This is a genomic window from Bacillus sp. FSL W8-0640, from assembly GCF_038007725.1.
GTDB lineage: Bacteria > Bacillota > Bacilli > Bacillales > Bacillaceae_G > Bacillus_A > Bacillus_A cereus.
Map to the genome: position 1 here is coordinate 2,844,515 of NZ_JBBOXT010000001.1, position 13,700 is coordinate 2,858,214.

The following is a 13,700-nucleotide window of genomic DNA, read 5'->3' on the forward strand; positions in this document are numbered from 1 at the left end:
ACTTTACTATATGTATAACTTCTTATTCTACAAAACGAAATTTTTTAATGTAAGAAAAAAATATAATTTCCCTTTAACATTTATACAAGCCTCATATGGAAAAATTCACAAAACAATTCGAACACTTATATTTAGAATAAACACAAAAAATTGCCACCAGTTAACTTAACTGGTTGGCAATTTTTTAACGAGAATGCTTTACAAATAGTTGAATTGCTTCTTCTGGTACATAGCACTTTCCATTACTCTCTACAATAATACTTCTTAATTCATACCCTTTACCATTGATACGAATTATATTTTTGTTACCAAATAATTGTGCTTCTACTTTATTATGTTTTACTACGAGTAACGGGTTTGCTCCTTCGGTTTTGTCGGCTGTTACAGTTGCACCGATTTTCTTAAAGGCTTGTTCACTCTCTAAAAATATTTTATTCGTTACTTCTTCTAAGTTAAAGCCCATCGCTTTCGCCATCGTCTTCGCAATGTCTGTATTTTGGATTAAGCCTTCTGGTTTTTGAGGTCCATAAGAATGTAAGAATACATCCTCACCTGTATGTCCTCCTGTCGTAAAGCCGATATTTGCACGATTAGCCAATAATGTAGTAAAAATTCGTCCTACATCCATTTTCTTTTTTGCCACTTTTAATTGTTCTTTTTCATCATGAGTTAGATTATCCAAACCGTATAGTTTAGCTACATCTTCTACATTTGATAAATCAGATTTCAGTTTATTTATAGTTCCTTCAAGTGTCATTTTCGCCTTTTTCAATGGATCAATGTATACAGAAACCGGTGTAGTATTGTATCCTTTTGTCGTATTCCTATTCCCTATAGAGATGCCGCTGTTACCATGATCAGTTAAAGCGATGAGCATCGTATCCCCATCTTTCTTCGCAAATTGTAACGCCTTTGCTACCGCTTCATCAAATGCCAATACATCACTAATCATCCCAATTGGATCATTAGCATGGGCTGCCCAATCAGGCTTACTACCTTCTACGAATAAAAAGAAGCCATCTTTATCTTTTGATAATGTTTGAATTGCTTTTTCTGTCATTTGAGAAAGTGTTGGTTGTTCTGGATTTGTTGCTATACGATCCATATCAAACGCAAGAGCATGATGTGAGAAAGAGCCCCAAATTTTATTAGATTTGGAGTTCAATAACGCATCTTTCGTTTCAACGAAATCGTATCCTTTGTCTTGAATCACCTTTACTAAATTTTCACCATCTTTTCGGATTCCATTACTTTTCATAGGTAACAGCGCCGCTTTTCCCCCGCCTAATACGACATCTATATTTTGATATACTTGCTGCTTCGCAATTACGTCAAAATGTTTGCGATTGACATGGTGAGCAGAGAATCCGGCCGGAGTAGCATGCTGAATTTCAGATGTAGCAACAATGCCAGTTGCACGACCAGTACATTTTGCGCCTTCTAATACGTTTGCGACCGGCCGTAACTTTTCTTCTTCTTTTATTGGCTGTAAGCTAGGCGAACTTACAATAGAAGGTAATATACCTACATATCCTGAATTCGATTTATTTCCAGTTGCTAAAGCTGTTGCTGCTGGCGCTGAGTCTGTAATAGCTGATTCCGCCGAAAACGTACGAACACCTCCTGTTACAATTTGATCTAACGTAAGCGGTGCCCCTTTATACCAGCGAGCCAATGTTGTCGCCGTTGAACTCGTTCCGTCCATAACCATCATAATTATATTTTTAGGCTGGTGTTCTACTTTTTTCACCTTAGCTTTGGCCGCATGATAATTCATCATACTTTCCGTACTTAATACGCTTACTATTATAGCTCCCACTAATAGTAACTTTTTCATCTTCACACCATAATTCAACATGATTGTTCCTCCATAAACTTTGCATTCATTTCAATACACCTTATTTCCTTTTCCATACCAAAACCTATATATGTTTTATTAGTTCCCAATTCTCATAAAGCTAACAATAGTTACTTTCTCTTTCTTTAATTAAATATCGATATGTATCATTTATCTTATAAAAAAGATTTAACATCCTTTTCATTAATTACTTGTTTAACAATAAATCCTCGATTAAAAGAAATAAAAATTTATTGTTAAACAATAAATTTCATGTTAAATTAATAAGATATTAAATAAATGAGGTGCTTTTTATGAAACAAGGATCCACACTCTTTTTAAAGACCGTTGTAATTCTAATCGGAATCCCCGTTCTTGCTATGTGCATTTTTTTAGTCCCTAAAATAGGAAATTTTGCCGCAGAATTATATCCAGATATTGCATATATTAAATATCTTGTATTTATCAATTTATACGCAACAGCAATACCTTATTACTTCGCACTGTACCAAACATTTAAGCTTTTAAACTATATTGATAAAAATAACGCATTCTCAGAGCTATCTGTTCAAGCTTTAAAAAATATTAAGTACAGCGCATTGGCAATTAGTGTATTATATGTATTAGGTATGCCACTTTTTTATCTCGTGGCAGAGAGAGATGATGCCCCTGGCATTATTATTATCGGAATGATTATGATTTTTTCTTCAATGGTAATCGCGGTCTTTGCTGCCGTTCTCCAAAGACTATTAAAAGATGCTATAGATATAAAATCAGAAAATGATTTAACGGTCTGAGGTGAATAATATGGCAATTATTATTAATATTGATGTAATGTTAGCAAAAAGAAAAATGAGTGTAACAGAACTTTCGGAGAAGGTTGGAATTACAATGGCTAACCTTTCTATCTTGAAAAATGGAAAAGCAAAAGCAGTCCGTTTTTCAACTTTAGAAGCAATATGTAAAGCATTAGAATGCCAACCGGGTGATATTTTAGAATATCAACCTGAAGATACCGAGTAAAAAGAGTCCTTCATATGAGTAATGGGTTCAGTGTAGGAAGAGAAAAATGCTAATAACCATTAGAAATAACAAACTAAAACGCTCAGAAGATATTCTGAGCGTTTTTATTTCCTTATTCAACTAAAGCACCAGTTAGTGTAAAAAGCTATTTCACCATTTGTATGGCTAACTTATCTTTTAACATTGACCTATATGAGTCAATTTCATATTTTGTATTATTGATTTTTTCTTTTTTCATTTTTAACATATCGAATATTTCTAATTCTAAATTCCTTCTAGCTTCAAGAACTTTTATCGCTCCTTCTATACCTGAATGGTTATGTTCTTTTCCATAGCCTTGGTTAGTGTAATAGTCAATAATTCCTGTGGACCATTCTGGAGTTCTTTCTTTTAACGCCTTCCTAAATGAAAATTCAAGATTATCTTGTTCTACATACAATAACATTGGATTTAAATTCTCTATGATTTTTGCAACTTTCATTATATAATTTATTATTTTTTCTTTTTGTTCACCATATTTAATCATCCCAATAGTTAATGGATTTTGTATGAAACAACATTCAAAGATATAAACCTTATTGTCTTCTAGAGCGGTTTCAGCAAAGTCATTCCATTTATCAGCAATTAATTCAACATTTTTATCGAATGGTAATTCGTATATATCATTTTTAGAAATAATGTTAAATAATTCGTCCGAAAACTGGTCACCAAACTCATTTTTTATCTTTCTGTATGGTAATAAATAATTGCTTCCTTTTTTTAGAACTTTCTTAAGGAGCACTTCTTTAAAATCCCCACTGTTAGATAATAATCTATCGAACTCAAATTTATTAAAACAAGATACACCATCATAGTCGGCTGGGTGGTTCAAATTTCCTTCTAAAAATAGTTCAACTTCAATTTTATTTTGGCTTAGAATTTCATTTATTAGCTTTGCAGTGGTTGATTTTCCAAATCCAGGTAACCCTTCTACTATTATTAGTTTTGTATTCATAGTTATAAATGCCTTCCTTCAAAGTATTTAACTAAGATTAAAAAAATCACTTACTCCACTGCAATCACCCCTTCAAAATATGATATTTACCATTTCCTTTGAAAAAACCTTCTTAAAGTAACCTGACTGTTAGTTTAAGAACATTTTTTCATAATCTCTACAACTATTTTAACATAAATTTTCCATTTATCTTTTTATTTAGAACACTATTTAACTATATAAAAGTGCTTAAACACTATAATAACAATAAAAAAAGGGTGCTAAATCATATGTGATTTACATCCCTAATTTGTGTGTTATTTTATATTTTCTCTCCCGTAACTGAACCCGATATCATACGAGAAGGACTCTTTTTATTACACATTACGGCGCAAAACTAATTTGACCAGTAAACAATAGGATAATTGCTATGATCCAAAATATAAAAAATGATGAGGACAGTATTAATGAAAGAATAGCAATTCCCTTCTTCTCTGTTCTTTTCGTCATTGTGATTATTGAAAGCATGATACCTACACCTGTCAGGGCAATTGTAATATAATCCCCAACTATATTACCTGCATTGGCTATCCTTGTTGGCGTTATAAAAACGAATAGAAAACACAAAATGCCGATGAGTAAAGATGCATAGCTTATTATACTGTACTTCTTTTTAGGAACTATTTCAGTTTTCATACTAACCCCACCCCTTCTATATAGCTATGAGTTCATATTAACATGAATAACCATAATTTAGTTAAAATAAACTGGCCACTTCCTTAATAAAGATGGACGATTATCCTTTAATCTCTAGTAATTATTATATACAGAAAATAAAGTGAAACTTTAATCAGTGGAGGTTTTGTTCACCCTCCACTGATTATTAGTTGAAGCAATCAGGCTGCCCGTTAATGCGGAATAAAATGAAAGAGTTCTAAAAAATAAAGACTGTACCTTTAAAATAAAAGATTCAGTCTTTATTAATAACTTCTTTTATAAAGAAAACTCTCTATCACTCACTACCTTAAAAAACTCCGAGTAATGTGATAAAGAATAATCCGCTACATCACAATTACCTTGAAACATACATGTTGAAATACCTAATTCTTTTGCAGGTAATAAATCTAATTCTCTATCTCCAATAGCTAAATCAATATTATGCTTTTTATGTAAATGATTATAAGCTAAAGAGTTGGGCTTTCGGGGAAAGCCATCGTCAATTGTAACCATATCTACAAAGTATTTTTCCCAGCCGTAATATTTTAAAATGTCCATAACTCCTGCCCTATGTTTATGGGTCATAATCACATTTTTATCTGCAAATTTCAAAACCTCTTCGACACCTGCAAAAGGTTTCATATCTTTTGGCGTGAATTTTCCCTTCAAAACTTTAATCTTTTCTTCCTGCTCGCATGAAATATTATAATACTGAATTGCATGAGAGTATGATATTTTTAAGTTTTTGTATATTTCTTGTTTTTCTACTGAGTCACCTAATATTTCAGAAAGCATTATTGTATATGCAGGATACGTATCAAATAACGTCCCATCAAAATCCCATAAAATATTCATTCTATTCACCTTCTATTTTCAAATCATTGGATGACTAAATCCGCCCTATCCCTCGGCAATTCCGTTTCTAAGTAATAATCCTCTGCTTTCCAATACCTATTTTCAAACTTTGAAAGGTTCTTCTGTGTCTCCTCACTCTCACGTAGAAACCTTGTCTCTCTTGGACAGTCCAAATAGACCATATAATGAAAGAAATATCTCCATTCTTTTCGCTGCAGAAAAACTCCTTCAATAACAATTACGCCTACAATAGGAATCTGTACTTTTTCCATTTCACATATATCTGTTTCTTCATGAAAAAAAGGTAATTTCAATTTTGTTTCGTGTTGTAGCTTTTGAAAAAATTTCTGCCTTAGCCATTCAATGTCCCATTGTAAATAATAATACTCGTACCATTCTTCATATCCAGTATGATATCGTTTATTACGCTCCACTATATGATCATCAATATGGAAAATATGAAACGGAATGCCTTCTTGTTTCATATTTTCTTTTAAATTGGCTACAAATGTTGTTTTTCCAGATCGACTTAAACCATCTATACCTAAAATGAATCTATTTTCCCTATGCTTCTTCATAATCGTTATAAGTTCGTTTGTACTCATTACTTCTTCCACTCTTCTTTTAATAAAGAATATAAAATGGTATCATGAGCAACTCCATTTTGAATCATATGTTTTCGAAGTAATCCTTCTTCTTGAAATCCTGCTTTACTTAATAATTTTTGAGAAGCTTTATTTTCTACATATACAACAGCAGCAACTCTAATAAGTTGCAATGTTTCAAACCCGTAAGTTAAAATTGCCTGTAACGCTTCCGTTGCATACCCTTGTCCCCAATATGTATCGTCTAATTCATAACCAATTTCAGCTCGTTTATGATGATTATTAATTAAATGAAATCCGCACGTTCCGATTAATTGGCCCGTCCCTTTTTTCTCGATTCCCCAGCGAAATACACTGCCCTCTTCATAACGATTTTTAAACGTTTGAATCGTTGTTTTCGCTTGCTCAATATTTTCAAAAGAATCCATTCCGAAATAACGTATAACTGATTCTTTCGAGAAATATTGGAACAGCGTTTCTGCATCTAATAGTGTAAGTTCTCTTAGTCGTAAACGTTCTGTTTCTAGTTTCGGAAATCCCATCTCTCTTTCTCCCTCTATTCTAATGAACTGCAAATTTCAATATAATTTCCATCTGGATCAGCAATGTAGGCAATTGTTTGTCCCCACGGCTTCACAATTGGTTCAACTAAAACCTTAATACCTTGCTCTCTAAATTGCTCAATCGTTTCTTGTACATTCTCAACAACGAATCCTAACTCGAAATGGGAAGACTGTAATTCACCTTCTGTAAGCGGTAGTCCTGTTAATTCTTTCACATCTTGCCGCGTATTCATCGCTAAAATGGTAGTTCCAGTATTAAATTCAATATATGTTCCGTGCTCTGCTTTTATAGGTAACTGTAAAATATCTTTATAGAACCTTAAACATGCCTCAAACTTTTCTACATATAAAATGATGTACTTCATTTTCAAATTCATTTTACATCCCCCTTTATATCCATCCCTAAAATTTCGACAAATGTCTCATAAAAACCTTGTTTCTTATAGTAACGAGCACAAAAAAATGAGGCCGATTTCTCGGCCCCCCAGCTTATTGGCATAAAACAGGAGATTTGGTTTGGACATAACCAGTTCGTACTTTTATTATATTTTATTTTTTCTGAATTTTAAATACATTAAACACCTATTTATATTGAGAAAGTTTTTTGCTTGCATAAAATTAAAGATTTTAAGAAATGATACAAATGGAGGTGTATACATATGGAACCAATGCTATGTCCAAGTTGTAAAACAAACCGTACCCGCTTTAATATTCTTGAGCAACAAGTAAAACCAGTCAAATTAAATCCACAAACTGGTCAAGTAGAAGAAGAATACACAAATGAAACGATGAATGCTTTTCATATGGCCTATCAAGGACCTACATACCGTGTCCAATGCGCTGTATGTGGGCTTGTTGAAAACCCAGAACAATTTATTAAACCTGCTCAAAATCAGTCTTTCTAATAAAAACATGATTATCCCTTATAGAAATAGATTTTTCTATAAGGGATTTTTTCGTTTAATAAGTTAATTAAAAATGGATTTCTTCCTTATTATATGTTAAACTTCGCACTATTTTTCTAATATTCAAAAAAGGGCAATACATCAAGTAATATTAATATTTAGGATTTCGGATCATTTTAACTAGTGGTTTATTATTAAGAATCATTTCTTATTCATTTATGATTTTTATTTGGTTATAAGATTTTAATACTTAACTAGTAGTTCTACACCTTAATTGCATAGTTTTTATTATGTAAAAAAGAGTGAGCAAATTACGTTTATATAGAAACAAAAGAAGTTGATCTCGGTTTTCCCTCTCATCAACTTCTTTTAAACTCCACTCTTTATTATAATATTTCACTTTTTAATTTTTTGATTTTCCAAGAGAGTCTTATAAAAAAGTACATCCACATACAACCTGAAAGACCTGTCGTAACTTTCGCCCACATTGGCAATCTTGATTCCATCGGGCTTAAAAATAGGTTATACATTGATGGTAATATACTTGCTGATATAATAACAAGGAATAGCAATAATTCATTTAGTTTTTGTATCCTCGTCTCTTTTTCTGAGTAAATATCAGGCAATTCATTAACCTCTTCTACCTCTTTACAAAAATAATTCCATCTTGTGAAACTTGTTACGCGTTTCCAACCTGACATTTCGTATATTTCGAAATACTCTTGTTGTTGTTCTTTCGAATCTCTATAAACCAATCTAAAATCAGCTTTGTATATTACATCTTTTGGCTCAGTTTTCTGAAACGTATACATTAAATTATATTTTTGTAATGCCCAACCTTGCTGATGCATCTTTCGTAAAAAAGCTTCTTCTTTTTCTAAATTCCATGCCGTAAAAAATTTAAATACCCTTTTTGTCTCCATCTTCCATTCACTCCCCTAATATACTATTTCCATTCCTTACAGATCTCTGCAATCTGTTATATTCTAGCTCTAACACTTCTCTCCCAAACGCCGTTAACTCATAGCACTTCTTTCTATCTGTAGAGGCAACTTCAACAATTAATTTTTCTTTAAGTAATTTCGTCGTATTCCCGTATAAAGTACCAGGACCGAGCTTTACTTCCCCATTTGTCATCTCTTCTACCATTTGCATAATTCCATATCCGTGCATTGGTTTCACTAGTGATAACAATATGTAATATGTCGCCTCAGTTAACGGAATATATTTTTGCGCCTTCCCATTCATTATAACTACCTCCAATACATCGCCTTATGATATATCGACTTACGATACATCGTATATCGATATTGTATAATCATATTCCAAAATATGCAAGAGTAATTTAATAATTAAATATCCATTTCTTTGAATTAAAAAACCATACAAATTTTCTGAATAATTTGTTAAAATATAGAAATATTAGCTCTTTTATAATGAAAGGAATGGTACATATGATAAATAAATTGAAAGAAAACATCGGATCTGTGTTTGTTGGGAAAGAAAATGTTATTGATCTACTGCTCGTTTCACTTCTTGCTGATGGACATGCACTACTCGAAGACGTGCCTGGTACTGGGAAAACGTTACTGGCGAAAACCATTTCCAAAAGTATTGGTGGTAGTTTTTCTCGCGTTCAATTCACCCCCGATGTACTTCCAAGTGATATAACAGGTATTGAATACTTCAACCCAAAAACAAGCGAATTCGAATTAAGAATTGGACCAGTTATGACAAACATTTTGCTGGCAGATGAAATTAACCGTGCAATGCCGAGAACGCAGTCGAGTTTGTTAGAAGCGATGGAAGAACGACAAGTGACGCTCGAAAAACAATCTACGCCTCTGCCGAAACCGTTCTTTGTTATTGCGACGCAAAACCCAATTGAATCACAAGGGACTTTCCCTCTTCCAGATGCACAGCTTGATCGCTTTTTAATGACGATTTCAATCGGTTATCCTACTCCTGAAGATGAGCTACAAATGATGCGACGTTTTCGGAACGATTTACCATTAGAAAGTGTCACATCTGTCATCTCATTAGAAGATATTTTAGAATCTCAAAAACGAGTAAAAGAAATATTTGTTTCGGAACCGTTAGAACATTACATTATTAAACTTGCTCATGCTACAAGAAATCATGATTATATCGCTAACGGTGTAAGCCCACGTGCCACATTAGCTTTAGTACGTGCTGTTCAAGCTTTAGCCTTTTTACATGGGAGAGAATATTGCACACCAGAAGATATACAATTGTTAGTTCCTTCTGTTTGGAATCACCGTATCGTCTTATCAATGGAAGGTGCCCTGCGTACGACAAAAAATGATATTATGAAAAGTATTTTAAAAGAAGTTGACGTACCTGTGGAGATTGAGCAAGCATGAATGGACAGCGTGTTGTAACTGTGCCTTTATTTTTTCAACTCCATATTATTCAACTAACCGTTCCAATCGCGTTACTTTTCACATTCTTTTTCCCGCAACGAATGCTTATGTTTCTCTTTTTCTTCTATTATATATTTGCGATTTTTATTTATAAATATGTCGCTTTCATAGAGAAGAAGTTTCAAATCATAAATGAGAAACAAACTACACGGCTTTTTCCTGAGGAATCTGGACAGTTTTTTATTCATTTAAAAAATGGAGCCAGCATACCGCTCGTTAATGGTGTTTGTTACTTTCATTTAAATTCGTCCCTTATACCGCATAAAGAGCAAGGCATTGAACAAATATCAAAAACATTATTCTCTTTCCCATTTTCACAACCTGCACATTCGGCACAAAAATGGGGTTTAACATTAACCGCAACGAAGCGTGGTGTGTTTCAAATTGAACAGTTTGAATGTGTATTAAAAGATCCATTTCATCTATTAACTGTACATTTACCTGTTTTTGATAAATTAAGGACTGAAATTATTGTGTATCCTTCTCCTAAAGAAGTAGCAGGTTTGCAAGAACTTCAGCAACTTTTGAATGGATTTTATCGAACGAATTTTTCTTTTTACAATGATGAAACATCTATTATCGGTGTAAAGCGATATGAGCGTGAGTCTTTCCGCTCTATTCATTGGAAGGCATCTGCTAAAATGCAACAATTACAAGCGAAGCAATATGAACCTGTAAAAAATTATAGTTGGACGATTTGTCTTTCTTTAGCTGCCGATCGTGGATTTGGTTGGAAAGATAATGTAGAAGAACTTATTTCATATGCAACATACATTTTCCAGTACACAACGAAGCACCACATTCCGTTTGAATTGTTTATTAGTGTATTAGCAGAAGGCGGTGCATTACATGTACCGTTAAATGAAGGACAAACACAATATGCAAAAGCTTTAGAAGAATTAGCCCGTATTTCAGATGATAGTACGTTACTTCCGAAACAAGGATTCCTTCATTATGTAAAGAGAAAGAGAGAACGATCGTCTACAATGATATACATTGGTTTACAAAGAAATGAACTCCCTCTTCTCTCGCAGCCAACGTTTCTCATTACTAGTGAAGGGATGGTGGAACCAGTTGAAAACTTGGCTATATCACATTCATGATTTCATTCTGCTCCTCCTGCTTTCATTATTAACAGAAAGAGATGAACTAATTAGTATTGCAATATTTTTAACAACAGGCTATATTGGAGTATTTCTTATTCATAAATTTATGCAGAAAAAAACAACAGGATTTGTAATACTTTTAGTTCTTCAAATCGTTCTTTTCTCTTTATTTTTACCTTTTTCTCTTTTTGGCACAATCATATTACCACTATTTTTCTTTATCGTACATGTGGTCGGATCTGGATATCCAGTTCAAAAATCTTTAGGTGGTATTGTATGGTTTGTCGTTTCAGCTATATTTTATGCACCCTTTCCACCGTTGTGGAAACTATTAATGTTAGCCTTGCATCTTATGATTACATTTTGGTTAACCGGGGCAAATCGCAAACAACAACTATTACGTTTTGCTTCTATCATTACGATTGGCTTAATGAGTATATTAATTGTTCAAGTATTTCCTTTCATTCGACTTATTTTTGGTTTTATAACGGAAGTAGTCGCATTAGGCGTCGGCTATGCTTTAATGCCATTAATTAAAGCAGCGGAATTAAAAGATACTGAAGATGTTTGGGCAAATAAAGGACATCTCTTAAAACCAAAAATTGAAGACGGAAAAAAATTTCCTGATTTTGATCCAATACTCATAAATAGCGCTACAATAATAGTCTGTACAGCTATCGCTATTTACGTCGTTTGGAAAATAGTAAAAAAACGAAAACATTTAAGTTTACCAAATATGCACGTCTTCGAATCTACTATCATTACTGATAAAGAAGGAATGAGCCAAAATCGTTTTAAACGAAATAAACCGCCACATAACGAAATTCGGAAGGAAATTTTTAAGCTAGAGAGTAAGTTAACCTCTCCTTTAAATAGAAAACGGGGAGAAACTGTTGAAACTTGGCTAGAAAGAATAAACGATGAAGAAGATGTAAATATTCAAAGTGATATTATTATAGATGCTTATAATACGGTGCGTTATTCAAATGGTAAAAGCATTGTACTTCTGCATGAATTTAAGGAAGAGGTTCATAAGCTTTATGCCTATCAGAAAAGTTTGAAGAAACGAAAGAAATAACGTAACAAAAAGACTCCTATATTCATAGGAGTCTTTTTATACTTCTACGTTGCTTTTTAAATGGAAGCATTCTTCCCTGCTTCAATTTCTAATGACTCTTCATGCCACCAAAGTGTTTCTTCAGGGTCTTCTTTAGCGATTAGGTGTGCTTCTTTTTTCGTTTCTACTGTAGGATATGAACCTTTTAGCGCACGCCCTGAAGTCGTAACGAATAGTACACTAAATACAACTAATCCAATAATACTTACACCTGCTAAATAAAATGCCGGTGCGAGCGGGTTACCAGTTGCATGAACTAAGTATGAACATACGAGCGGTGTTGTTCCACCGAATATCGATACAGAAATATTAAATGAGATCGAAAGTGCTCGATAACGTACATCAGTGAAAAAGAGTGATGGTAATAATGAAGGTAATGTTCCTTCATATACACTTAAGAAGAAACCTAGTACGAAAATACCTGCAAATATAGCTGCAATATGTCCGTTACCTATTAGTAAAAATGCTGGAATTGCAAATACAGTTAAACCAAGTAAACCAATTTGCACAACGCGTTTATTACCAATTTTATCACTTAATTTACCGAAATATAGTGCTAGTGGAATCATAAGTGCCATCGTAATAGAAATAATTAATAAGCCTGTTGTTTCTTCGACTTTAAGTACTTGAGTTAGATAAGAAGGAATATACGAAAGAATCATATAATTTGTAATATTAAAGAAGGCGACAATTACTGTGCTTAATAAGAAGTCTTTTTTGTGATATTTAATAATATCCATAAATGAAAATTGTTCATTGTCTTCAGATTCCTCTTGTGCTTTTTCCATCTCTTCAAAGATTGGAGATTCATCTAGATGACGGCGTAAGTATAAACCGACCAAACCAATTGGTGCAGCTATTAAGAACGGAATACGCCATCCCCAGCTGAGCATTTGCTCATCTGTTAACAATAACGTCAAAATGGTAACAATTACCGATGCAGCAATGTAACCTGAGAGTGTTCCAATTTCAAGACCACTACCGAGTATACCACGCTTTTTATCTGGAGAAGATTCTGCGATATAAACCATTGCTCCTGAATATTCGCCGCCTGTAGAGAAGCCTTGAATCATTCGGGCAACTAAAAGTAGTATTGGTGCCCATACACCAATTTGTTCATAGGTTGGTAGTAATGCGATGAATAATGTAGAAAGTGCCATTAAAATAATAGTAGTACTTAACACGATTTTTCGGCCGTACTTATCTCCTATTCTACCAAAGAATACACCTCCGATTGGTCGAACGAGAAAGGCTGCTGCAAATGTACCGAATGTAAGTACAAGTTGCAATCCACTATTATCAACACCTGAGAAGAATAATTGACTTAAAATTACCGCTAAATACGCGTATAATCCGAAGTCAAACCACTCCATTGCGTTCCCTATACCAGTAGCAATTACTGCTTTCCTGGCTTGTTTAGGATTGACAATATTAACGTCTTGAGGTTCAAAATTTAAATCATTATTTTGTTGCATATAATAAAACAGCTCCTTATTTAATTTAACTTCTTTAAGCACACCTTCTCTTATTGAATAAAATTAATTCGAAGCACTTA

General features: G+C 33.3%; 16 protein-coding genes. 6 read left to right on the top strand and 10 right to left on the bottom strand.

Going from position 1 to position 13,700, the window contains the following annotated elements; translation table 11 throughout:
- Positions 1-184 precede the first annotated feature (184 nt).
- Positions 185-1,858, bottom strand: coding sequence for an alkaline phosphatase (locus tag N2V80_RS14770; protein WP_000935923.1), 1,674 nt, complete (start codon positions 1,856-1,858; stop codon positions 185-187).
- Between the two features lie 293 nt (positions 1,859-2,151).
- On the opposite strand from N2V80_RS14770, the gene N2V80_RS14775 reads away from it, so the two are divergent.
- Positions 2,152-2,634, top strand: coding sequence for a DUF2975 domain-containing protein (locus N2V80_RS14775; protein WP_000809119.1), 483 nt, complete (start codon positions 2,152-2,154; stop codon positions 2,632-2,634).
- 10 nt (positions 2,635-2,644) lie between these two features.
- A complete protein-coding gene (locus N2V80_RS14780) occupies positions 2,645-2,860 on the top strand; it encodes a helix-turn-helix domain-containing protein (RefSeq protein WP_000974619.1) in 216 nt (71 codons plus the stop codon).
- Positions 2,861-3,005: 145 nt separating this feature from the next.
- On the opposite strand, the gene N2V80_RS14785 is transcribed toward N2V80_RS14780, so the two are convergent.
- The 6 genes from N2V80_RS14785 to N2V80_RS14810 form a co-directional block, all read right to left on the bottom strand.
- Positions 3,006-3,854 (bottom strand): hypothetical protein, encoded by an 849-nt coding sequence (locus N2V80_RS14785; RefSeq protein ID WP_001093189.1) that lies wholly within the window; start codon positions 3,852-3,854, stop codon positions 3,006-3,008.
- Between the two features lie 363 nt (positions 3,855-4,217).
- Positions 4,218-4,529, bottom strand: coding sequence for a hypothetical protein (locus N2V80_RS14790; protein WP_000845547.1), 312 nt, complete (start codon positions 4,527-4,529; stop codon positions 4,218-4,220).
- A gap of 297 nt (positions 4,530-4,826) precedes the next feature.
- A complete protein-coding gene (locus N2V80_RS14795) occupies positions 4,827-5,405 on the bottom strand; it encodes an HAD-IA family hydrolase (protein WP_001024221.1) in 579 nt (192 codons plus the stop codon).
- Between the two features lie 23 nt (positions 5,406-5,428).
- Entirely contained in the window at positions 5,429-6,010 is a 582-nt protein-coding gene (locus N2V80_RS14800) for a kinase (RefSeq protein WP_061655973.1), read from the bottom strand.
- Complete coding sequence (locus N2V80_RS14805; protein ID WP_000506676.1) at positions 6,010-6,552, bottom strand: GNAT family N-acetyltransferase; 543 nt, start codon at positions 6,550-6,552, stop codon at positions 6,010-6,012. Before N2V80_RS14805 ends, N2V80_RS14800 begins: the two co-directional genes overlap by 1 nt.
- 14 nt (positions 6,553-6,566) lie before the next feature.
- Positions 6,567-6,950 (bottom strand): VOC family protein, encoded by a 384-nt coding sequence (locus N2V80_RS14810; protein ID WP_061655974.1) that lies wholly within the window; start codon positions 6,948-6,950, stop codon positions 6,567-6,569.
- 282 nt (positions 6,951-7,232) lie between these two features.
- Between N2V80_RS14810 and N2V80_RS14815 the strand changes: the two genes are divergently transcribed.
- A complete protein-coding gene (locus N2V80_RS14815) occupies positions 7,233-7,478 on the top strand; it encodes a hypothetical protein (RefSeq protein ID WP_000433609.1) in 246 nt (81 codons plus the stop codon).
- Positions 7,479-7,864: 386 nt separating this feature from the next.
- Here N2V80_RS14815 and N2V80_RS14820 read toward each other — a convergent pair whose 3' ends face one another.
- Both N2V80_RS14820 and N2V80_RS14825 read right to left on the bottom strand, forming a co-directional pair.
- Positions 7,865-8,401, bottom strand: coding sequence for a DUF2812 domain-containing protein (locus N2V80_RS14820; protein ID WP_000448684.1), 537 nt, complete (start codon positions 8,399-8,401; stop codon positions 7,865-7,867).
- A gap of 7 nt (positions 8,402-8,408) precedes the next feature.
- Positions 8,409-8,726 carry a PadR family transcriptional regulator gene (locus N2V80_RS14825; protein WP_001013433.1) on the bottom strand — a complete coding sequence of 106 codons (318 nt, stop codon included), beginning with the start codon at positions 8,724-8,726 and terminating at the stop codon, positions 8,409-8,411.
- 206 nt (positions 8,727-8,932) lie between these two features.
- Here N2V80_RS14825 and N2V80_RS14830 point away from each other — a divergent pair, with 206 nt between their 5' ends.
- Genes N2V80_RS14830 through N2V80_RS14840 form a run of 3 tightly spaced genes read left to right on the top strand, consistent with a single transcriptional unit; the run spans position 8,933 to position 12,106 of the window.
- Positions 8,933-9,862 (top strand): AAA family ATPase, encoded by a 930-nt coding sequence (locus N2V80_RS14830; protein WP_000608776.1) that lies wholly within the window; start codon positions 8,933-8,935, stop codon positions 9,860-9,862.
- On the top strand, positions 9,859-11,025 hold the full coding sequence (locus N2V80_RS14835; protein WP_001014390.1) for a DUF58 domain-containing protein: 1,167 nt from the start codon (positions 9,859-9,861) through the stop codon (positions 11,023-11,025). The genes N2V80_RS14830 and N2V80_RS14835 overlap by 4 nt, the downstream gene beginning before the upstream one ends.
- Positions 10,997-12,106: a DUF4018 domain-containing protein gene (locus N2V80_RS14840; protein WP_061655975.1), complete on the top strand. Its 1,110-nt coding sequence runs from the start codon at positions 10,997-10,999 to the stop codon at positions 12,104-12,106. Before N2V80_RS14835 ends, N2V80_RS14840 begins: the two co-directional genes overlap by 29 nt.
- A gap of 56 nt (positions 12,107-12,162) precedes the next feature.
- Here N2V80_RS14840 and N2V80_RS14845 read toward each other — a convergent pair whose 3' ends face one another.
- A complete protein-coding gene (locus N2V80_RS14845; protein WP_001186925.1) occupies positions 12,163-13,620 on the bottom strand; it encodes an MFS transporter in 1,458 nt (485 codons plus the stop codon).
- Positions 13,621-13,700 lie beyond the last annotated feature (80 nt).